This window comes from Streptomyces albus subsp. albus, assembly GCF_000725885.1.
Lineage (GTDB): Bacteria > Actinomycetota > Actinomycetes > Streptomycetales > Streptomycetaceae > Streptomyces > Streptomyces albus.
Genome location: NZ_JODR01000038.1, coordinates 70,393 through 92,099, shown reverse-complemented (window position 1 = coordinate 92,099; position 21,707 = coordinate 70,393). Strand labels below are relative to the sequence as shown.

The following is a 21,707-nucleotide window of genomic DNA, read 5'->3' as shown; positions in this document are numbered from 1 at the left end:
CCCGGAAGCTAAGCCTTACAGCGCCGATGGTACTGCATGCGGGAGCGTGTGGGAGAGTAGGACGCCGCCGGACTCTTTGTGAAGTCGTGGTCCCTGAACACCAGTTCAGGGACCACGACTTTTTTATGTGCTGTCACCGGAAGTTCATGTGGGGTGGACACGATTCCCCCATGGCGACAACACAGTTGAGCGCAGCGGGTGTCCGGGCCGGGGACGAGGTCGTGGTGCCCTCCTTCGGTGGGGCTCAGCTCGCCCGAGCGGTCCAGGAACTGGGGGCACGGCCCGTCTTCGCGGACATCGACGCCGGCACGTACTGCCTTGACCCGGACGGGGTCAGCCAGGCGTTCTCGTCGCGGACCGCGGCTGTCGTGGCGGTTCATCTCTTCGGCCGCCGCGCGGACATGGCCGCGCTGTGTGCCCTCGGGGAGCGGCACGGTGTGGCCGTCGTCGAGTGGGAGCGCATGCCGCGTACCGATGCGCTCGACGCGGTACGACGGCGGCAGTACGCCGGCTATCTGCGGCGTCGCCTTCGGGGTGTGGTGGCGCCGGTCGTGGAGCGGGGCGCGGAGCACGCTTTCACGGAGTACGTGGTGCGGGTGCCGGGGAACGGGCGGCCCGACCGGGACGCGTTCCGCAGGGCGTTGCGGGCGCGGGGTGTGGAGTGTGGCGTGCCGGTGCGGACGCCGGCGCATCTCATGCCGGAATTCGGTGCGTCCGTGCGGCTGCCGGTATCCGAGCGGGCGGCGGACGAATGTCTGTCCCTGCCGTTGTCCGCGGCCACGACCAAGAAGGAGCTGCACCACATCGTGTCGGCGTGCAACGGGCTGGGCGGGTTGCTGCGGGAGCGCGCGAGCTGACCACAGGGGCCGGTGCCGCGGGGCCGGCAATGGGGCCCGACGCGAGTTCGATCCGGCGCCGGGAATCAGGTAAGATCTCTACCGCTGGCCGCGCCCCAATAGCTCAGTCGGCAGAGCGTCTCCATGGTAAGGAGAAGGTCAACGGTTCGATTCCGTTTTGGGGCTCTTCGAGAAGCAGGAAAAGGCCCTCGTCCACCGGACGAGGGCCTTTTGCTTTCCCCGTTGTGAGAAGAGTGGGGGAGAGCGGGAGCGGTGGGCCGGGCCGGTACTCACCGGGCCCGGCCCACCGGATCATTCGGGGACGCGCATCGCGAGGATGGCCATGTCGTCGGACGGGGCGTCGCTGGCGAAGCGTTCCACGGCCCGCATGATGCGGGCGGCGACCGCACCCGCGTTCAGCCCTGTGCAGGTCGCCAGGACGTCGGCGAGGCCGTCGTCGCCCAGCATGCGGGTGCCCTCGCGGCGTTCGGTGACGCCGTCCGTCACGCACAGCAGGACGTCGCCCGGGTCGAGGACGACGGTCTGCTCGTACAGCTCGAGGTCCTCCATGACGCCGAGCAGGGGCTGGGGGTCCGCAGCGGCCTCGACGGTGCCGTCCTGGCGCAGCCGCAGGGGCAGGGGGTGGCCGGCGCACACGACCTTCAACTCGGCGCTGCCGTCCTCCTGGGGGCGCATCTCGCCGTAGAGGAGCGTGAGGAAGCGGCTGCGGGCGCCCTCGTCGAGGATCGCCGTGTTGAGGCGTTCCAGTACGGCGGGGCCGCTGAGGCCCTCGCGGGCGAGGAGGCGCAGGGCGTGCCGGGCGAGACCGGTGACGGCCGCAGCCTCGGGGCCCGTGCCGCACACGTCGCCGATGGCGAAGCCGTAGGTGCCGTCGGCGATCTCGAAGAGGTCGTAGAAGTCGCCGCCGACCTCGTTGCCCTCTCCCGCTGCGCGGTAGATGACCTCGCGTTCGATGCCGCCTTCGATCTCGGGGAGGTCGGGCGGCAGGAGGCTGCGCTGGAGGGACTGGCTGATGGCGGTGCGCTCGGAGTAGAGGCGTGCGTTGTCGAGGGCGAGTGCGGCCCTGCGGGAGAGGTCCTCGGCGAGTTCCAGGATCTCCTGGCGGAAGCGTTCGTCGGTGGGTTTGCCGAGGGTGAGCATGCCGATGACGCGGTTGCGTGCCACCAGCGGCAGTACGACCGTCTCCCCGCCGACGGCGGCGGCGGTGGCCAGGGTGATGCCGGGGGAGAGGTGGTGGTCCTCGCCGTTCATGACGACGTTGCGCAGTGAGGTGCGCAGGGCGGCGGAGTGCGCCGCCTCGGAGGGGGCCGTCCACACGCGGGCGCCGGGGGTGGGTACGGGCTCGGGCGGCGGCACCTTGACCAGCAGGGCCTTGAGGTTGTCGATGCGGTCCTCGTCCTCGTGCAGGACGTACGACAGCTGGGGCTCGGAGCCGTGGTCGGCGACGGTGTAGACGGCGCACCAGGTGGCGAGGGTGGGGACCGTCATCTGCGCCATGAGGGCGAGGGTCTGGTCGCGGTCCAGTGTGCCGGCGAGCAGGTCGGAGGCCTCGACGAGGAAGGAGAGGGAGCCGCGCCGGAGCCGTTCCAGTTCGGTGAGGCGGGCTCGTTCGACGGCGAGGGCGATGCGGTCGGCGGCGAACTGGAGGCGCAGTGCCTCCTCGTTGGTGTAGCGGCCGGCGGCTTCGGTGGCGACGCCGAGGGAGCCGGTCAGGCGGCCTTCCACCTTGAGGGGGACGGTGACCACGGAGCGCATGCCGGTGCCGTCCAGGAGGGGCACGGCGCCGGGTACGACGGTCAGGTCCTCGTGGACGGAGGGCATCCTGGCCGAGCCGTACCGGCCGCTGCCGGTCTCGACGGGGACGCGGGCGAAGCGCTGGCGTGCGGAGGGCAGCCCGGTGGAGGCGCGGACCTCCAGTTCGGTCTCGTCGTCGGTGGCCAGCAGCAGGTAGGCGGCGTCGCCGTCGAGCATGTCGCGGGCGCGTTCCACGGTGCGCTGGAGGAGGCCGTCCAGGTCGTCGGGGGCCGGGGAGCCGATGAAGACCTCGAAGGGGTCGCTGGAGGACTGCTCCTGGGAGTCGCCCGCGGTGCCGGTGTTGTCGTGGCCGTGGACGCGGGGCGGGGACTGGAGGACGGCGCGTTCGTGCTCGCGCACCAGCAGGCAGACGGTGGAGGGCTCGCCGTCGCTGTCCCTCACGCGCAGGTGGGAGGCGTAGACGGGGATGGTGCGGCCGTCGGAGCCGCGCATGCCGTAGGAGCCTTCCCAGCGGGACAGGCGCAGGGCCTCGGCGATGCCGGTGCCGGTGCCGGGGGTGTGGGGCCAGGCGGCGAAGTCGGTGAGGGGCTTGCCGACGACCTGTTCGGCCGGGTAGTCGAAGAGTTCGGTGGCGTCCTCGTTCCAGGCGCTGATCGCTCCGCTGCGATCGACCTGGATGACGGCGACCCGGACCCTGGCGTCGGTCACCGGCAGTGCGGTGTCGGGCAGGGCGGGGCCGGCGGTGCGGGTGCCGACCGGGCGTTCGGGCAGGTCGAGGCGGAACCAGACGCGTTTGTCGGCGGCGGTGTAGTCGACGCCCCAGCGGGTGGCCAGTGCCGAGCACAGCAGCAGCCCGCGGCCTCCTTCGCGGTCGGGGCCTGCGGGCTGCGGGTGGGTGTCCTGGAGCGGCAGCTCGCGTTCGGGGTAGCGGTCGATCACCTCGATGCGGACGCCGTCCTCGTCGCGCAGGCACAGCACCTCGGCGGCCGTGCCGGCGTGCACCACGGCGTTGGTGACCAGTTCGCTGGTCAGGACGACGGCATCGTCGACGATGTCGGCCAGGCCCCAGCCCTGGAGGGTGTCGCGTACGAAGCCGCGCGCGGTGGCGACCGACCTGCCGACCGGTTCGAAGGTGGCGGCGGCTCGCGCGGTGATCACTGGTCTCCCCATGGACGTCCTGTCGGCCAGGCGCACTGGCGTGCGCTGCGCGGTCAGCGCCGCGATGGTGCTCGTGTCTTCCCCCGGGCCTTCCCGTGAGCTTCCGGCCCCCGGCGGGACCTCGGTGGGGGAGCCCCCACGCTCGGCGCTCTGCTCTTGCGTCACCGCAGCGCCCCTCCGTAGCCCTTCGTACTCACACCGCTGCCCCTCTGCGAGTCCCCTACCCAGTGGACCCGGCGGAGCACCCGCCGGCATGGGGGTGAACGGACAGCCGGGTGCCAGGTTACTTACGTATCCGTGAGGCGTGGCTGCCGGATGTGGGTGTTTTCCCCGGGGGCCCCGCACCGGAGTGCGGTATGCCATGCTGCCGAACTGTTATCGCCGGGTTCGGGCAGGGTGAAACACTGGGAAGGCTCGGAGTACAGGGCCCGGGCAGCTAGGTCGAACCGCAGGAGGGGCAGTGGAGTCTGGCGCAACCGCGCGTAGCGGCAACACGCGCGCGAAGGGCGGACGGTCCCGGAGGAGCGGGACGATCGAAGTGGACGCCGCCGCCGTCAACAAGCTGCTGGCCGCGTTGACGGCGATGCGGGACGGGAATTTCCGGCGGCGGCTCACCGTCACCGGTGAGGGCCCGATGGCCGAGATCGCCGCTGTTTTCAACGAGGTCGCCGACCAGAATCTGCATCTGACCGGGGAGCTGTCCCGGGTGCGCCGGGTGGTGGGACGTGAGGGGAAACTCACAGAGCGGCTCCAGACGGGCACCTGTGAGGGTTCCTGGGCGTCGGCGATCGACGCGGCGAACGCGCTGGTGGACGATCTGGTGTGGCCCGTCTCCGAGGTCGGCAGGGTGCTGACGGCGGTCGCCGACGGCGATCTGGAGCAGCGCATGGATCTGCGCTCGCGCGGCTCGGAGGGCGGCGGGCATCCGCTGCGGGGGGAGTTCCTGCGGGTCGGCCGTACGGTCAACGGTCTGGTGGACCAGCTGTCGGCGTTCACGGACGAGGTGACGCGGGTCGCCCGTGAGGTGGGCACCGAGGGCAAGCTCGGCGGTCACGCGCGGGTGCGGAACATGTCCGGCTCGTGGAAGGACCTGACGGACACGGTCAACACCATGGCGTCGCGGCTGACGGCGCAGGTGCGGGACATCGCGCTGGTGACCACGGCGGTCGCCAAGGGTGATCTGTCACGCAAGGTGACCGTGCATGTCGAGGGCGAGATGCTGGAGCTGAAGAACACCGTCAACACGATGGTGGACCAGCTCTCCTCGTTCCAGTCCGAGGTCAACCGGGTGGCGCGTGAGGTCGGCGTCGAGGGTGAGCTGGGCGGCCAGGCGCGGGTGCCCGGTGTCGGCGGTGTGTGGAAGGACCTGACTGATTCCGTCAACCTGATGGCGGGCAATCTCACCTCTCAGGTGCGTGAGATCGCCCAGGTGACGACGGCGGTCGCGAACGGCGACCTGTCGCAGAAGATCACGGTGAACGCCCGGGGCGAGGTCGCTCAGCTCGCCGAGACGATCAACGCGATGACGGACACGCTGCGGACGCTCGCGGACGAGGTGACGCGGGCGGCCAGCGAGGTGGGCACCGACGGCGTGCTGGGCGGTCAGGCGGCCGTTCCCGGCGCGGCCGGCATCTGGAAGGACCTGACGGATTCGGTCAACACCGCGTTCCGCAATCTGACCGCTCAGGTGCGGGACATCGCTCAGGTGACGACGGCTGTGGCCAACGGCGACCTGTCGCAGAAGGTCACCGTGGACGTCGCGGGCGAGATGCTGGAGCTCAAGAACACGGTCAACACGATGGTCGACCAGCTGTCCGCCTTCGGTGCCGAGGTGACGCGGGTGGCGCGGGAGGTCGGCGTCGAGGGCGTGCTGGGCGGTCAGGCGGCCGTTCCCGGCGCGGCGGGCACCTGGAAGGACCTGACGGACTCGGTCAACACCGCGTTCCGCAACCTGACGGGCCAGGTGCGCAACATCGCTCAGGTGACGACGGCTGTGGCCAACGGTGACCTGTCGCAGAAGGTCACCGTGGATGTGTCCGGTGAGATGCAGGAGCTGAAGAACACCGTCAACACGATGGTGGACCAGCTCTCCTCGTTCGCCGAGCAGGTCACCAGGATGGCCCGGGACGTGGGCACCGAGGGCCGGCTGGGCGGTCAGGCGCGCGTGGACGGGGTTTCGGGCACCTGGAAGGACCTGACGAACTCCGTCAACTTCATGGCGAACAACCTCACCTCCCAGGTGCGGCAGATCGCCCAGGTGACGACGGCGGTGGCCCGTGGTGACCTGTCGCAGAAGATCGAGGTCGACGCACGGGGCGAGATCCTGGAGCTGAAGAACACCATCAACACGATGGTCGATCAGCTGTCGGCCTTCGCCGACCAGGTGACCCGGGTGGCGCGGGAGGTCGGCACCGAGGGCAGGCTGGGAGGTCAGGCCCAGGTGCCGGGTGTCGCGGGTGTGTGGCGGGACCTGACGGACTCGGTGAACGGCATGGCCGGGAATCTGACGACCCAGGTGCGCAACATCTCGCAGGTGGCCACCGCGGTGGCGCGCGGTGATCTGTCGCAGAAGATCGACGTGGACGCGCGGGGCGAGATTCTCGAGCTGAAGACGACGCTGAACACGATGGTCGACCAGCTCTCGTCGTTCGCCGAAGAGGTCACGAGAGTGGCCAGGGAGGTCGGCACGGAGGGCATTCTCGGCGGCCAGGCGGAGGTCAAGGGTGTCTCGGGCACCTGGAAGGACCTCACCCAGTCGGTGAACTTCATGGCGAACAACCTCACCAGCCAGGTGCGCAACATCGCCGAGGTCACCACGGCCGTCGCCCAGGGCGACCTGTCCAAGAAGATCACGGTGGACGCCAAGGGCGAGGTGCTCGCCCTGGTGACGACCGTCAACACCATGGTGGACACCCTCTCGTCGTTCGCCGAGCAGGTCACACGGGTGGCCCGCGAGGTGGGCACCGAGGGCATCCTGGGCGGCCAGGCCCGGGTGCGGGACGTGTCGGGTATCTGGAAGGACCTGACCGACAACGTCAACATCATGGCCAACAACCTGACCAATCAGGTGCGGAACATCTCCCAGGTGGCCACCGCGGTCGCGGGCGGCGATCTGACGAAGAAGGTCACGGTCGAGGCCAGCGGCGAGGTCGCACAGCTCGCGGACACGGTCAACACGATGGTCACGACGCTCTCGTCGTTCGCGGAGCAGGTGACCAGGGTGGCCCGCGAGGTGGGCACCGACGGTGTGCTGGGCGGCCAGGCCCGGGTGCAGGGGGTGGCCGGCACCTGGAAGGACCTGACGGAGTCGGTGAACTCCATGGCCTCCAACCTCACCGGGCAGGTGCGGCAGATCGCCATGGTGACGACGGCCATCGCCAAGGGTGATCTCACCAAGAAGATCGACATCGAGGCGAACGGGGAGATCCTCCAGCTCAAGACGACCATCAACACGATGGTCGACCAGCTGTCCACCTTCGCCGAGCAGGTCACCCAGGTCGCCCGTGAGGTGGGTACGGAGGGCCAGCTGGGCGGGCAGGCCCGGGTGCCCGGTGTCGCGGGGACGTGGAAGGACCTGACCGACTCCGTCAACGAGATGGCGGACAATCTCACCCGTCAGGTGCGGGCGATCGCGGATGTGGCCACCGCGGTGACGCGCGGCGACCACAACGTGCGCATCGACGTGGACGCCGCGGGCGAGATCCTGGAACTCCAGGGCTACATCAACACGATGATCGTCAACCTGCGGGACACCACGCAGGCCAACCAGGAGCAGGACTGGCTCAAGGGCAATCTGGCCCGTATCTCCGGGCTGATGCAGGGCCGCCGTGACCTGCGGGATGTCGCGGGGCTCATCATGAGCGAGCTGACGCCGGTGGTCTCCGCGCAGCACGGTGCCTTCTTCGTGGCGCTGCCGCAGGGCACGCCCGAAGGCGCGGTCGGCGTCGGGGCCGGGCCGGGTGAGGACGGCTCCTACGAGCTGCGCATGCTGGGCAGTTACGGCTACTGCGCCGGCAGCATGCCGACCTCCTTCCTGCCGGGCGAGGCCCTGGTGGGCACGGCCGCGAAGGAGAAGCGTCCCATCGAGATGGGCACGCCCAAGAACTATCTGAAGATTTCTTCGGGGCTCGGTGAGGCGCCGCCCGCGCACGTGATGGTGCTGCCAGTCATCTTCGAGGGCACGGTGCTCGGCGTGATCGAGCTGGCGTCCTTCCAGCCGTTCGCGCAGATCCAGAAGGACTTCCTCAACCAGATCGCGGAAATGATCGCGACCAGCGTCAACACGATCAGCGTCAGTATGCGCACCGAGCGGCTGCTGGAGCAGTCGCAGGAGCTGACGGCGCAGCTCAAGGAGCGTTCCGCCGAGCTGGAGAACCGGCAGAAGGCGCTCCAGGAGTCCAACGCGGCGCTGGAGGAGAAGGCGGAGCAGCTCGCCCAGACCAACAGCGACATCGAGATCAAGAACCGTGAGATCGAGGAGGCGCGGCAGGTCCTGGAGGAGCGCGCCGAGCAGCTTTCGGTCTCGATGCGCTACAAGTCGGAGTTCCTGGCCAACATGTCGCACGAGTTGCGCACTCCGCTCAACTCGCTGTTGATTCTGGCCAAGTTGCTGGCCGACAACGCGGAGAACAATCTGACGCCCAAGCAGGTGGAGTTCGCCGAGACGATCCACGGTGCCGGGTCGGATCTGCTCCAGCTGATCAACGACATCCTGGACCTGTCGAAGGTCGAGGCGGGCAAGATGGACGTCAGCCCGACCCGGATCGCGCTGGTGCAACTGGTGGACTACGTGGAGGCCACTTTCCGGCCGCTGACGGTGGAGAAGGGCCTGGACTTCTCGGTGAGCGTCTCGCCGGAGCTGCCCGCCACGCTCCACACCGACGAGCAGCGGCTGCTGCAGGTGCTGCGCAATCTGCTGTCGAACGCGGTGAAATTCACCGACAGCGGCGCCGTGGAACTGGTCATCCGTTCGGCGCGCGACGACGTCCCCGAGGCGATCCGCGAGCAGATGCTGGAGAACGGGTCCCTGCGCGAGCCGGACGCGGAGATGATCGCGTTCTCGGTGACGGACACCGGCATCGGTATCGCGCAGAGCAAGATGCGCGTCATCTTCGAGGCGTTCAAGCAGGCCGACGGGACGACGTCGCGCAAGTACGGCGGTACGGGTCTGGGGCTGTCCATCAGCCGGGAGATCGCGCGGCTGCTGGGCGGCGAGATCCACGCCGTCAGCGAACCGGGCCGCGGCTCGACCTTCACGCTTTACCTGCCGCTGCACCCCACCGAGCTGCCGCCGCAGGGCTACGCGCAGCTGCCGTCGAGCGGTACCCCGGCCCTGCCCCAGCTCCAGGCGGGCACCGCCGAGCGCGAGAGCGGCGGTGCGGAGGCCGGTCCGCTGTCCGAGGGGGCGGCACCCGGCCCGCAGCAGACCCCGCAGCAGACCCCGGAGGAGGCCGCGCACACCCTGGCGGACCGGCAGCGCATGCGGGGCGGTACCGGGCGGGCACAGCCCGAACTGCCGCCGGAGGCGCGGCCGTCGGTGCCGCAGCCGGAGAACGGGGCCGCGCCGGCGTCCTGGGGGCCCTCTGCGGAGGCGCAGGGCGGCTCCGCGGAGCCGGCCGGGGCAGGCGGCGAGGTCGGGCCGCAGCAGCCCGCACAGGACGCCGAGGGTCACCCGGCGCCGTCGGCGGCGCAGGGCGGCGGGGCCGACCTGGCCGGCCGCAAGGTGCTGATCGTCGACGACGACATCCGTAACGTGTTCGCGCTGACCAGCGTGCTGGAACAGCACGGGCTGCAGGTGCTCTACGCGGAGAACGGCCGGGAGGGCATCGAGGTGCTCGAACAGCACGACGACGCGGCCGTGGTGCTGATGGACATCATGATGCCGGAGATGGACGGCTACGCCACGACGGCGGCGATCCGCAAGATGCCGCAGTTCGCCGGGCTGCCGATCATCGCGCTGACCGCGAAGGCGATGAAGGGCGACCGGGAGAAGAGCATCGAGTCGGGTGCGTCGGACTATGTCACCAAACCGGTCGACACCGATCATCTGCTGTCCGTCATGAGGCGGTGGATCAACGGCGGGTGAATGTGACACCGTGTCGCTGGGGCCACATGCTGACTCAGTGTGGTCACAGGAGTGTGGAAACGCGGTAAACCGGGAACCTTTTGGTCCCCTGGGGCGTTTCTGCTACGTGCACAGTGACATCACGGTGACAGGGTGTGGTGGGCCGCAGGGTGCGGCTACCATGACCGGCACAAGGACGGGCGGCGGCGACAGAGGGCCGCTCCCAGGGGCGGCGTCCGAAAGGCTGCCGGGGCGAGGAGGACGGGCCATGGTGCAGAAGGCCAAGATCCTCCTGGTCGATGACCGGCCGGAGAATCTGCTGGCGCTGGAGGCCATTCTCTCCGCGCTCGATCAGACGCTGGTACGGGCATCGTCAGGGGAGGAAGCGCTCAAGGCGCTGCTGACCGACGATTTCGCGGTCATTCTGCTGGATGTCCAGATGCCGGGCATGGACGGCTTCGAGACGGCCGCGCATATCAAGCGCCGCGAGCGCACCAGGGACATTCCGATCATCTTCCTGACGGCCATCAACCACGGCCCGCACCACACCTTCCGCGGCTACGCGGCGGGCGCGGTCGACTACATCTCCAAGCCGTTCGACCCGTGGGTGCTGCGGGCCAAGGTGTCGGTCTTCGTCGACCTCTACATGAAGAACGTGCAGCTGCGTGAGCAGGCGTCCCTGCTGCGGCTCCAGCTGGAGGGCAACGGCAGTGGGCGGCAGCGGCCCGAGCCGGCGGAGGACGGCGGCGAGGCCCCGGGCCTGCTGGTCGAGCTGTCCGCACGGCTGGCGGCCGTCGAGGAGCAGGCCGAGGCCCTCACCAAGCAGCTGGGCGAGTCGGCTGACGCGGCGACAGCCGCCACGGCCGCGCATCTGGAACGCAAACTGGCGGGGCTCCGTCGGGCACTTGACGCCCTGGAGCCGGGCGCCGGCGGCGATCCCACACACGTCCCGTCCCAGAACTGACGCCGGGCCGCGCAGAGCACGCACGGCCCCGGTGGGCATCCGTGCCTCGCGTGTCCGGCCCAGGTAACCTCACACCCATGGCCTCACGCGCGTCGGGAACAGGAAAGGCAGCCAAGAAAGCGCCCGCGAAAAAGCCTGCCCCGAAAGCCGCGAAGCCGGCGGCGGCGAAGAAGGCGCCGGCCAAGAGGGCCCCCGCCAAGAAGGCGCCCGCGAAGAAGCCCGCAGCCGCCCGGGCCAAGGGCAAGGGGGGCTCCTCCAACGGTCTCCTCAGGGTGCTCAAAGCGTGCTGGCTGGGGCTGGCCCACGCCGTGGCCGGGGTCTTCCGGGGTATAGGACGCAGCGGCAAGGCGCTCGACCCGGCACACCGCAAGGACGGTCTGGCACTGCTGCTGCTCGGCCTGGCGCTGATCGTCGCGGCGGGCACCTGGTCCAACCTCCAGGGGCCGGTCGGCGATCTGGTGGAGATGCTGGTGACCGGCGCGTTCGGCAGGCTGGACCTGCTGGTGCCGATACTGCTGGCGGCCATCGCCGTACGGCTGTTCCGCCATCCGGAGAAGCCGGAGGCCAACGGCCGTATCGTCATCGGTCTTTCGGCGCTGCTGATCGGGGTGCTGGGCCTGGTCCACATCGGGTGCGGGGCACCCGGCAGGGATGCGGGAGACGACGCGCTGCGGGACGCGGGGGGCCTGATCGGCTGGGGTGTCTCCCGGCCGCTGGTCTTCACCCTGGGGGAGATGCTGGCGGTCGCGCTGCTGGTGCTGGTGACCGTCTTCGGGCTGCTCGTGGTGACGGCAACGCCCGTCAACGCGATTCCGCAGCGGCTGCGTGCGGCCGGGGTGCGGCTGGGGATCGTCCAGCCGGTGGCCGGCTACGACTACGACGTCGAGGACGAGGAGCCGGTGCGCCCCGCACGGCGGGCGCACAGCATGCGCAAGGAGAACCTCGACCCGGCGCTCGCCGAGAAGGAGGCACTCGACCGGCGCCGCACCGCACGCAAGGGGAAGCGCGGACAGGACGGCGACGCGAGCGCGGGGGAGCCGGAACGGACCCTGGACGCCGTCGATCTGGCCGCCGCGGCGGCGGCCTCGCTGGACGGTGCGGTCGTCAACGGCATCCAGCCCTCCCCGGTGGTCGCCGACCTGACCAGTTCCGTGTCCAAGGCGCGGGGCAAGGGGCGCCGTACCGCCGCGGAGCCCGCGGTGCCCGAGGCCCGCCGGGACGACGCCGACGAGGTCACCGAGCGGACCCCGGTGCCCGACCTGACCAAGGCGCCGGCGCCGCCCGAGCCCGCCGATCTGCCGCCCCGCGCCGAACAGCTCCAGCTCGCCGGGGACATCACCTACGCGCTGCCTTCCCTGGACCTGCTGGAGCGGGGCGGGCCGGGCCGGTCCCGCAGCGCCGCCAACGACCAGGTGGTGGAGTCCCTGACGACCGTGTTCACCGAGTTCAAGGTGGACGCAGCCGTCACCGGCTTCACCCGCGGCCCGACGGTGACCCGCTACGAGATCGAACTGGGCCCCGGTGTGAAGGTCGAGAAGATCACCGCGCTGGCCAAGAACATCGCGTACGCCGTCGCCAGCCCGGATGTGCGGATCATCAACCCGATTCCCGGCAAGTCCGCCGTCGGTATCGAGATCCCGAACAGCGACCGGGAGATGGTCAATCTCGGCGATGTGCTGCGCGCGGCCGACGCCGTGGGGGAGACGCATCCGCTGATAGTCGGCCTGGGCAAGGACGTCGAGGGCGGTTACGTCTCGGCCAACCTGGCGAAGATGCCGCACATCCTGGTCGCGGGCGCCACCGGCTCCGGCAAGTCCTCCTGCATCAACTGCCTGATCACCTCGGTGATGGTCCGGGCCACCCCGGACGACGTGCGGATGGTGCTGGTGGACCCCAAGCGGGTGGAGCTGACCGCCTACGAGGGCATCCCGCATCTGATCACCCCGATCATCACCAACCCGAAGAAGGCCGCCGAGGCCCTCCAGTGGGTCGTGCGCGAGATGGATCTGCGCTACGACGACCTGGCCGCGTTCGGTTTCCGGCACATCGACGACTTCAACGAGGCGGTACGGGCCGGCCGGGTGACCGCCCCGGCGGGCAGCGAGCGGGAGCTGACCCCGTACCCGTATCTGCTGGTGATCGTGGACGAGCTGGCGGACCTGATGATGGTGGCGCCGCGCGACGTGGAGGACGCGATCGTGCGCATCACCCAGCTGGCGCGGGCTGCGGGCATCCACCTGGTGCTGGCCACCCAGCGGCCGTCGGTGGACGTCGTCACCGGCCTCATCAAGGCGAACGTGCCCTCCCGGCTCGGGTTCTCCACCTCGTCCCTGGCCGACAGCCGGGTCATCCTCGACCAGGGCGGCGCCGAGAAGCTGATCGGCAAGGGCGACGGGCTCTTCCTGCCGATGGGCGCCAGCAAGCCCGTCCGGATGCAGGGCGCCTACGTCAACGAACGGGAGGTCCAGGCGGTCGTCGAGCACTGCAAGGCGCAGATGGCGCCCGTCTTCCGGGAGGACGTCACCGTCGGGCAGGGCAAGAAGAAGGAGATCGACGAGGAGATCGGCGACGACATGGATCTGCTCTGCCAGGCGGCGGAGCTGGTCGTGAACACACAGTTCGGTTCCACCTCGATGCTCCAGCGCAAGCTGCGGGTGGGTTTCGCCAAGGCGGGGCGGCTGATGGACCTGATGGAGTCGCGCGGGGTGGTCGGGCCCAGCGAGGGCTCGAAGGCCCGGGACGTGCTGGTCAAGCCGGAGGAACTGGACGAGGTGCTGGCCGTCATCCGGGGCGGGGAGGCGTAGCCGGGCATCATCCGGCGGCGGGCCGGGAACCCGGATACCGGCTTGGAGACGGCGGCTCACTCGAAAGGACGAGCGAGGCAACCGTTTCCACGGCTCGTACGTCAAGTTGAGGGAAGGGGTGGCAACGGCGCCCGCGCCACCGGTCCCGCGCAGGTGTCACCCGCCGCAGCCGCGCCGTAAGCAGGCCGTATGCAGGCCCTGCGGATGGCGTACAAACTCGCTCCGCCCGCTTGCCCCACCCTTTTGCCCCGCCCCTAGACTGAACCTCCAGCAGGTGGCTACACGCTCGAAAGGCGCCCACGTGTCCATCGGCAACTCACCCGACCAGGACCGGCCTTCGGTCGGTCGAGCCCTCCGACAGGCCCGTATCGACGCACGGTTGACCGTGGAGGAGATCAGTACCTCCACTCGGGTGCGAGTCCCCATCGTGCAGGCGATCGAGCAGGACGATTTCTCCCGGTGCGGTGGCGACGTGTACGCCCGCGGACACATCCGGATGCTGGCGCGCGCTGTCGGGCTCGATGCGGACGCGCTGGTGGAGCAGTACGACGCGGAGCACGGCGGGCGCCCCGAGCCGACCGCGCCCGCCGCCCTCTTCGAGGCCGAACGTATCCGCCCCGAGCCGCGTCGGCCGAACTGGACGGCCGCCATGGTCGCGGCCATCGTCGCGGTGATCGGCTTCGTCGGTTTCACCCTTGTGAGCGGTGGTGGCGGCTCCGACAAGCAGGCGGCGGCGGGGGACCCGGCCGCCGAGTCCCCGTCCCCGAGCACCAAGCCCTCCTCGTCCCAGAGCAGCGACCCCAAGCCGTCCGAGAGCGCCATCGCGGGAGCACCCGCCGACAAGGTGACGGTGCGGATGACGGCCGAGAAGGGCAACAGCTGGGTGTCCGCCAAGGACCACAACGGCAAGCTGGTGCACGAAGGGGTGCTCAAGGAGGGCCAGTCCAAGACGCTGACCGACGACAAACGGCTCGACCTTGTACTCGGCAACGCGGGCGGGGTCAAGTTGTTCGTCAACGGCAAGGAGGTCAAGCACGCGGGCGAGGTCGGCCAGGTGCAGCGGCTCAGCTACACCCGCGGTGATCCGGAGGCCGGCTGACGGCTGCCGGCCGGCGCCCGCCGGGGCCCGGCTTTTCCTCCGGCTTTTTCCGTACGGAGCGGCTCCTGCCGGGCCCGTTGCGTGCGGCCCGCGGGGCGTCACGGCGCCGCCGTATCGCGCGTCCCGTGCGGGCGTCCGGCGTTGCCCGGGCCGGTGAGCTGCGCGGGCAGAACCTGGCGGCGGGGGCCCCGTGCGGGACGAAGTAGGCTGAGCGCATGCCCGAACGCCGTACCGTCGCCCTTGTCACTCTCGGCTGCGCACGTAACGAGGTGGACTCGGAGGAGCTCGCAGGCCGCCTGGCGGCGGATGGCTGGGACCTCGTCCAGGACGCCGCCGACGCCGATGTCGCCGTCGTCAACACCTGCGGGTTCGTCGAGGCCGCCAAGAAGGACTCCGTGGACGCGCTGCTGGAGGCCAACGACCTCAAGAGCGCGGCACAGCGGGGCGAGGGCCGCACCCAGGCGGTGGTCGCCGTCGGCTGCATGGCCGAGCGGTACGGCAAGGAACTGGCCGACGCACTGCCCGAAGCCGACGGCGTCCTCGGTTTCGACGACTACGCGCAGATCTCCGACCGGCTGCGCACGATCCTCGGCGGCGGCGTGCACGCCCCGCACATCCCCCGGGACCGGCGCAAGCTGCTGCCCGTGAGCCCCGTCGAGCGGCAGGGCGCCTCCGTGGCGCTGCCCGGCCACGGGGCGGCGGAAGGCGCGGAGGCGGCAGCGTCCGCGCCCGCGGACCTGCCGGAGGGGCTGGCGCCCGCCTCCGGCCCGCGCGCCCCCTTGCGGCGCAGGCTGGGCAGCAGCCCGGTGGCCTCCGTCAAGCTCGCCTCCGGCTGCGACCGGCGCTGCACCTTCTGCGCCATCCCCTCCTTCCGCGGCTCGTTCGTCTCCCGCCGCCCCTCCGACGTGCTGAACGAGACGCGGTGGCTGGCCGAGCAGGGCGTCCGGGAGATCATGCTCGTCTCGGAGAACAACACCTCCTACGGCAAGGACCTGGGCGACATCCGGCTGCTGGAGTCGCTGCTTCCCGAGCTGGCCGCCGTCGACGGCATCGAACGGGTACGGGTCAGCTACCTCCAGCCCGCCGAGATGCGGCCCGGACTGATCGACGTCCTCACCGGCACCGAGAATGTCGCCCCCTACTTCGACCTTTCCTTCCAGCACTCCGCGCCCGGTGTGCTGCGCGCCATGCGGCGCTTCGGGGACACCGACCGGTTCCTCGGGCTGCTCGACGAGATCAGAAGCCGCGCGCCCCTGGCCGGTGTGCGCTCCAACTTCATCGTCGGCTTCCCCGGCGAGACCGAGGAGGACCTGGCCGAGCTGGAACGCTTCCTGACCGGAGCACGGCTGGATGCGATCGGCGTGTTCGGGTACTCGGACGAGGAAGGCACCGAAGCCGCCGGGTACGCGGACAAGGTGCCCGCCGAGGAAGTGGCCGGACGCCTGGCACACCTCACACGGCTCGCCGAGGAGCTGACCGCCCAGCGTGCCGAGGAGCGTGTGGGGGAGACCGTGCGGGTACTGGTCGAAGCTGTGGACGAGGAGGAAGGTTTCCTGGGGCGCGGAGCGCACCAGGCCCCCGAGACCGACGGACAGGTGCGTCTGGTGGCGTCCGGCCGGAGCGCCGACGGCCACAGAGAACCGGCGGTGGGCCGGATGGTCGACGCCAGAGTGGTCGCCGCCGAAGGCGTGGACCTGATCGCCGAGCCGCTGACGGAGGCGGAGGCCCCCGCCGGGCCGGGCACGGTCAGTGAGGAGGCGGCCAGATGACGGGAGCCCCGGCCTCCGCCGCGAGGCACGGCACCGTCCCGAAGCCGAAGGCGGCGAGCGCCGTGCGACCAGTGAGCCTGTGGAACATCGCCAACGTCCTCACCATGGTCCGGCTGCTGCTGGTGCCGGGCTTCGTGCTGCTGATGGTGGCCGACGGCGGGCACGACCCGGCCTGGCGCTCCTTCGCGTGGGCCGCGTTCACCATTGCCATGATCACGGACCTGTTCGACGGTGAGCTGGCCCGGCGGCACAATCTCGTCACCGACTTCGGCAAGATCGCCGACCCGATAGCCGACAAGGCGATCATGGGCGCCGCCCTCATCTGTCTGTCGGCCCTCTCCGACCTGCCCTGGTGGGTCACCGGTGTGATCCTCTTCCGCGAGCTGGGCATCACGCTGATGCGGTTCTGGGTGATCCGGCACGGGGTGATTCCGGCCAGCCGCGGCGGCAAGATGAAGACCCTCGCACAGGGCGTCGCCGTGGGCATGTATGTCCTGGCGCTGACCGGACCGCTGGCGACCGCCCGCTGGTGGGTGATGGCGGTCGCTGTCGTACTCACCGTCGTGACCGGTCTCGACTACGTACGGCAGGCCGTCGTCCTGCGCCGGGCCGGGCTCGCCGCGGCGGCGGAGGCGGCGGCCGAGACGGAGGCGGCTGCCGCCGCGGGCACGGTGGCCGGAACGGCTTCCGGCGAGCCCGCCGGCGGCCCTGTTCCGGGCGGCGCACCGGTCGGCGACCATCCGGATCCGCAGGCGGACGGCCGCCGGGAGCGGCAGGATGGCGAGCAGGATCCGCCCGCGGAACGGGTACGGGCCACTCAGGACGTGTCCGTGGCCGGGCGTGACCGGCCCACGACGGAGCGGGAGGAGGACGGACGGGCGTGACCGACGTCGCATCGCGAGCCGGTGGTGTGCTCGCGCTGCTCACCGAACGGGGCCAGACACTCGCCGTCGCGGAATCGCTGACAGGCGGGCTGGTCGCCGCGGAGATCACTGCCGTCCCCGGAGCCTCACGGTCGTTCCTCGGCTCGGTGACGGCATATGCGACGGCACTCAAGAGGGATGTTCTCGGGGTGGACGGGGCACTCCTTGAGGAGCGGGGCGCTGTCGACGCCGAGGTCGCGCGCCAGATGGCGCGAGGCGTCCGCACCGCACTGGGCGCGCACTGGGGCCTGTCGACGACCGGAGTGGCCGGCCCCCAGCCGCAGGACGGACAACCTGTCGGCACCGTGTACGTGGCCGTCGCGGGCCCCGACGGCGAGGCCGCGGCGGAACTGCTCCGGCTCGACGGAGGCCGGGGCGGCGATCGGGCCGGTGACACCGGTGAGGAAGCCGGGGAACGTGTGCGTGCCGGTATTCGTACGGAGAGTGTTCGAGGAGCCCTGGAGCTGCTCTACAAGAAACTGATCGAAAATGCCGGAGGGCAGGATAGGGAACAGACCGGGGGGAATGGATGTTTGCAGCCCTGAGTGAACACGACATCGCTCCCCGCACGGCTGCCTGTCAAGGCGGTACGGTGGAGCCTGAAGGAACCGGGGCCAACTGGCCGCCCCGACACAGGCTGTGGAAGACGCCGCGCGTTGAGAGGGAGGAGCACCGATGATTCTGCTCCGTCGCCTGTTGGGTGACGTGCTGCGTCGGCAGCGCCAACGCCAGGGTCGAACCCTGCGCGAAGTCTCTTCGTCCGCCAGGGTCTCGCTCGGATACCTCTCCGAGGTCGAGCGCGGCCAGAAGGAAGCCTCGTCCGAACTGCTTTCGTCCATCTGTGACGCACTCGACGTGCGGATGTCCGAGCTGATGCGGGAAGTCAGCGACGAGCTGGCACTCGCGGAGCTGGCGGAGTCCGCGGCGAGCGACGCCGTGCCCGCCCCCATGCGGCCGGTGCTCAACCCGCTGTCCGTCACCTCGGTCACCTCCGTGCCCGAGGAACGCGTCACCATCAAGGCACCCACGGAAGCCGTGGACGTCGTCGCGGCCTGACGGCCGTCCGACGCCTCTGTGGCCGCCGGGACGTTCCCGGCCGTGCGGGTGTCCGGATGCCCTGGACGGAGCAGGCGATCATGGTGCAGCGCGACACAGGCCCCGCCGGAGACGCGGCGGGGCCTCAGCGCGTTTCCGGGGCTCTTTTGCGGTCCGGGGCTCTATTGCGGTTGGGCGCTTTTGCCGCGGGTCCCCGGCCGGTGCTGCGCCGGACCGCGCCGTGCGTGTGTGAGCCGTCGCCTCGGTCATGTCCGGCCGGGTCTGGTCCGCCCAAGAGCCGTTGCGCTCGGTGACCGGGCTCCTGTGGTCGCGGGGTCGCGCGGAGTGCGCGACGATGGCTGAGTCCTGACTCGTCGGGGGACCGAGCACCGGCGCGGAGGTACGGCAATGACGGCGGTGAGCCCCTTGCGGCTGGGGCGCTGGGCGCTGAGCGGCGCCTGCGCGGCCGGCTGGCTGTGCGCGATATGGCGGCTGGCCGTGGGGGAGGGCGGAGCCGTCGAGGCGTCCGTGACGGCCGGGGGGTGGGGGTTGAGCGTACTGCCCGTACATGTGGCGCACTCGCGGTCCGGGTCCGGCTCCCGGCCGTGCGGCGGACCGGCCGCCCGGCGGCGCACCGGGCCGCGGCCGTCCACGGGGGGACGGGGGATGACCGGGCCACCGGACGGCACCGGGGTGGAGGGCTTCGCGGACGTGCCCGGCAGCACCGGGGAGTCCGGCCCTACCAGGGCATCGCGACGCCGCCGTTGGGGCGGAGGATCTGCCCGGTGGTGAACGACGAGGCGTCCGAGGCCAGGTGCAGCACCGCGTGGGCGATCTCCTGCGCCTCACCCACCCGCTCCAGCGGTGACATCCTGCTCAGCGTCGCCTCGACGCGGCGTTGCCCCGCGGCATCGTCCCGTTCCGTCATCGGAGTGCGCACCCAACCGGGCGCCACCGCGTTGACCCGTATGCCGTGCCGGCCGATCTCCGCGGCCAGCGTCTTGGTGAGCTGGACGACGGCGGCCTTGGCGGCGCCGTAGCACAGCAACTCGGCGGAGCCGGTGTCCACGGCGCCCGACGCCATGGTCACGATGCTGCCCCGGGTCCCGGTGCCGATCATGGAGCGGGCCGCTTCCTGGCAGGTGTGCAGGACGCCTTTGAAATTGATGTCCAGGACCCGGTCCAGATCGGCGTCCTGCGTCTCCAGCACCGTACTGCGGTGCATCACTCCGGCGATGGCCGCCGCGATGTGGAGGCTGCCGCCCGTGCGCACGGCCGACGCCACCGCCGCGGCCAGTGCCGGCCGGTCGGTCACATCGAGCGGGTGCGCCCACGCCTCGCCGCCCGCCTCCCGGATCAGACCGGTGGTGCGGTTCAGGCCCTTCTCGTCCAGGTCGGCGCAGTGCACAGCGGCACCCGCCTGGGCCAGCAGTACGGCGGTGGCCCGGCCGATACCGCCGGCGGCACCGGTGACGAGAGCGGTCCGGCCGGTCAGGTCGTACGCCGCAAGGCTCATGGCCACAGACGGTAAAAGCACTATGACGAAGCGTCAATTGCCGTGCGCGACCGGGCCGCACCGTGCTCCGCAGGTGCTTCACCGTGCTGCCGCCGGGTCTGCGGGTGGCGGTTGGCAGTGCGGGCAGTACCACACGGTGCGGGGGCGGTCGGGCGGTCCGTGGCTGCCGGTACGGACCGGGGTGCCGCAGCGGTAGCAGGGCCGCCCCTCACGGCCGTAGACCGCCAGGGCCCGCTCCGGGCGGGCGCTGTTGGTCGTCCGACGGCGTACCCGGTTCTTGTTGGCCTCCAGAAGCCGTTTGGCCGCGCCCAGCAGACGCTTCAGCAGCGGAACGGGCAGCGAGCCGACGGGTGTCCAGGGGGAGATGCGGGCGAGGAAGCACAGCTCAGCGGCGTAGACGTTGCCGATCCCCGCGAGATTCCGCTGGTCCAGCAGCGCCTCGACCACCGGACGCGCCGGATCCTGGAGCAGTCTGCGCCCGGCCTCGGCCGCGTCCCAGTCGGGGCCCAGCAGGTCCGGGCCGAGGTGGCCCACCGCCGAGAACTCCTCTCGCGTGCGCAGCAGTTCGAGCACCGGGAGCCGCAGCCCGGCCGCGGTGTGCGCCTCGGTCGTCAGCAGCGCGCGGATCTGGTGGGCCGGGCCGATACCGCCTGGCGGGTTGGGCCGCACCCGCCAGGCGCCCTCCATGCCCAGATGGGAGTGCACGGTCAATCCGCCCTCCACCCGCATCAGCAGGTGCTTGCCCCGGGGCGCCACCTCCAGCACCGTGCGGCCCGACAGGTCGGCCGTCGCCAGCCGGGGCACCCGGAAGTCCGTGCGGAGCAGCAGGTGCCCGGCCAGCGTCGTGTGCAGCGTGTGCGCCGTACGCCAGACCGTGTCTCCCTCAGGCATGGGCCCATCGTCCCAGGAGCCACCGGCAAGCGCCCGCCGGTCGGCCCTGCGTCTCCTCCCGTCGGAAGGCGGTGTGCGGTGTGCGGGGTGTGGAGTGCGGTGCCGGTCGGCGGACCGGCGGCCGGGAGCCGAGTCGCCGTGCGGGAGGGGCGTCGGGCCCGCGCCGGACCGGGGCAGGGCCGGTGTCCGTCCCATGGAAGTGGATCTCTGCATACGATCACGGGATACGATCCGGGGCCATGGGGCAGTGGGGCTACGAACGACAGCACGACGCGCTCGATGTGGACGACGAGGCCGAGGCCGAACAGCGGGACGCACTCGAAGGCGTCCGGGACTGGGTCGACGACCATGTGGACCGCTGGCGGCCCGTGCTGCCCGACCTCGATCCGGACGTCGAAGGCTCCGTGACGCGCATGCAGTTCCTCACCGACCGCCTGCGGCGGTTCGCGGAACGGGCACTGGCCGAACTCGGGCTGAGCCGTGAGGAACACGAGACGCTGCACGTCCTCGTCAGCGGCGGCGGGCGCGTCGGCATCACCCGTCTCGCCACCGATCTGGGGACGGCACCGGCCGAACTCACCGAGCGTCTGGAGGCGCTGGCGCGGCGCGGCTTCCTGACGCTCCCCGGTGCGGACGCCGCCGACGCCGCCCATACGGAGGGGCGTCCGGCGGAGGGCCGCGGCGGCGAGGTCGGGCTGACCGACGAAGGGCGCGCGATGTGGCGCCGTGCCGTCGAGGCGTCCGGGGCGGAGGAACGCCGCCTGCTCAGCGCCCTCGACTGGTACGAACAGCAGCTGCTCGCCACCCTGTTGCGCCGTGTGGTGCTGAAAGCCGAGGGCTACGGCGAAGACTGACCGCCGCCGGCCTCCGCG

At 70.9% G+C, this 21,707-nt stretch carries 13 protein-coding genes, 1 tRNA gene and 1 rRNA gene; 12 read left to right on the top strand and 3 right to left on the bottom strand.

Features of this window, described 5'->3' with window-relative positions; all coding sequences use genetic code 11:
• From rrf to IO40_RS0130890, 3 genes are all read left to right on the top strand, one after another.
• Window positions 1-73 (top strand): 5S ribosomal RNA (gene rrf / locus IO40_RS39980); the annotation flags it as partial.
• A 97-nt stretch (window positions 74-170) separates the two neighbouring features.
• A complete protein-coding gene (locus IO40_RS0130895; RefSeq protein WP_016470199.1) occupies window positions 171-857 on the top strand; it encodes a DegT/DnrJ/EryC1/StrS family aminotransferase in 687 nt (228 codons plus the stop codon).
• 92 nt (window positions 858-949) lie between these two features.
• Window positions 950-1,022: transfer RNA gene (locus tag IO40_RS0130890), tRNA-Thr, on the top strand.
• Window positions 1,023-1,148: 126 nt separating this feature from the next.
• On the opposite strand, the gene IO40_RS0130885 is transcribed toward IO40_RS0130890, so the two are convergent.
• Complete coding sequence (locus tag IO40_RS0130885) at window positions 1,149-3,782, bottom strand: SpoIIE family protein phosphatase (RefSeq protein WP_225843992.1); 2,634 nt, start codon at window positions 3,780-3,782, stop codon at window positions 1,149-1,151.
• Window positions 3,783-4,230: 448 nt separating this feature from the next.
• On the opposite strand from IO40_RS0130885, the gene IO40_RS0130880 reads away from it, so the two are divergent.
• The 8 genes from IO40_RS0130880 (at window position 4,231) to IO40_RS0130845 (ending at window position 18,449) form a co-directional block, all read left to right on the top strand.
• Window positions 4,231-9,855, top strand: coding sequence for a HAMP domain-containing protein (locus tag IO40_RS0130880; protein WP_078659828.1), 5,625 nt, complete (start codon window positions 4,231-4,233; stop codon window positions 9,853-9,855).
• A 247-nt stretch (window positions 9,856-10,102) separates the two neighbouring features.
• A complete protein-coding gene (locus IO40_RS0130875; RefSeq protein WP_016470202.1) occupies window positions 10,103-10,798 on the top strand; it encodes a response regulator in 696 nt (231 codons plus the stop codon).
• Window positions 10,799-10,875: 77 nt separating this feature from the next.
• Entirely contained in the window at window positions 10,876-13,602 is a 2,727-nt protein-coding gene (locus IO40_RS0130870) for an FtsK/SpoIIIE family DNA translocase (RefSeq protein WP_016470203.1), read from the top strand.
• A gap of 301 nt (window positions 13,603-13,903) precedes the next feature.
• Window positions 13,904-14,701, top strand: coding sequence for a helix-turn-helix domain-containing protein (locus tag IO40_RS0130865; protein ID WP_016470204.1), 798 nt, complete (start codon window positions 13,904-13,906; stop codon window positions 14,699-14,701).
• Window positions 14,702-14,916: 215 nt separating this feature from the next.
• Window positions 14,917-16,470, top strand: a complete 1,554-nt coding sequence (gene rimO, locus IO40_RS0130860; protein WP_016470205.1) for a 30S ribosomal protein S12 methylthiotransferase RimO — start codon at window positions 14,917-14,919, stop codon at window positions 16,468-16,470.
• On the top strand, window positions 16,467-17,354 hold the full coding sequence (gene pgsA / locus IO40_RS34340; RefSeq protein WP_016470206.1) for a CDP-diacylglycerol--glycerol-3-phosphate 3-phosphatidyltransferase: 888 nt from the start codon (window positions 16,467-16,469) through the stop codon (window positions 17,352-17,354). The genes rimO and pgsA overlap by 4 nt, the downstream gene beginning before the upstream one ends.
• Window positions 17,351-17,938: a CinA family protein gene (locus IO40_RS0130850; RefSeq protein WP_030409342.1), complete on the top strand. Its 588-nt coding sequence runs from the start codon at window positions 17,351-17,353 to the stop codon at window positions 17,936-17,938. The genes pgsA and IO40_RS0130850 overlap by 4 nt, the downstream gene beginning before the upstream one ends.
• Before the next feature lie 130 nt (window positions 17,939-18,068).
• Entirely contained in the window at window positions 18,069-18,449 is a 381-nt protein-coding gene (locus tag IO40_RS0130845) for a helix-turn-helix domain-containing protein (RefSeq protein ID WP_016470208.1), read from the top strand.
• A gap of 718 nt (window positions 18,450-19,167) precedes the next feature.
• Here IO40_RS0130845 and IO40_RS0130840 read toward each other — a convergent pair.
• Window positions 19,168-19,944 (bottom strand): SDR family NAD(P)-dependent oxidoreductase, encoded by a 777-nt coding sequence (locus tag IO40_RS0130840; protein WP_016470210.1) that lies wholly within the window; start codon window positions 19,942-19,944, stop codon window positions 19,168-19,170.
• Window positions 19,945-20,022: 78 nt separating this feature from the next.
• Window positions 20,023-20,835, bottom strand: a complete 813-nt coding sequence (locus IO40_RS0130835; RefSeq protein ID WP_031176562.1) for an Fpg/Nei family DNA glycosylase — start codon at window positions 20,833-20,835, stop codon at window positions 20,023-20,025.
• A gap of 239 nt (window positions 20,836-21,074) precedes the next feature.
• Here IO40_RS0130835 and IO40_RS0130830 point away from each other — a divergent pair, with 239 nt between their 5' ends.
• Window positions 21,075-21,689, top strand: coding sequence for a MarR family winged helix-turn-helix transcriptional regulator (locus IO40_RS0130830; RefSeq protein WP_016470212.1), 615 nt, complete (start codon window positions 21,075-21,077; stop codon window positions 21,687-21,689).
• The last annotated feature ends 18 nt before the right edge of the window (window positions 21,690-21,707 follow it).

Coding starts and splice junctions, on each gene's coding strand:
- IO40_RS0130895 (WP_016470199.1), top strand. CDS start 171: ATGGCGACAACACAGTTGAGCGCAGCGGGTGTCCGGGCCGGGGACGAG.
- IO40_RS0130885 (WP_225843992.1), bottom strand. CDS start 3,782: ATGGGGAGACCAGTGATCACCGCGCGAGCCGCCGCCACCTTCGAACCG.
- IO40_RS0130875 (WP_016470202.1), top strand. CDS start 10,103: ATGGTGCAGAAGGCCAAGATCCTCCTGGTCGATGACCGGCCGGAGAAT.
- IO40_RS0130870 (WP_016470203.1), top strand. CDS start 10,876: ATGGCCTCACGCGCGTCGGGAACAGGAAAGGCAGCCAAGAAAGCGCCC.
- rimO (WP_016470205.1), top strand. CDS start 14,917: ATGCCCGAACGCCGTACCGTCGCCCTTGTCACTCTCGGCTGCGCACGT.
- pgsA (WP_016470206.1), top strand. CDS start 16,467: ATGACGGGAGCCCCGGCCTCCGCCGCGAGGCACGGCACCGTCCCGAAG.
- IO40_RS0130845 (WP_016470208.1), top strand. CDS start 18,069: ATGATTCTGCTCCGTCGCCTGTTGGGTGACGTGCTGCGTCGGCAGCGC.
- IO40_RS0130840 (WP_016470210.1), bottom strand. CDS start 19,944: ATGAGCCTTGCGGCGTACGACCTGACCGGCCGGACCGCTCTCGTCACC.
- IO40_RS0130835 (WP_031176562.1), bottom strand. CDS start 20,835: ATGCCTGAGGGAGACACGGTCTGGCGTACGGCGCACACGCTGCACACG.
- IO40_RS0130830 (WP_016470212.1), top strand. CDS start 21,075: ATGGGGCAGTGGGGCTACGAACGACAGCACGACGCGCTCGATGTGGAC.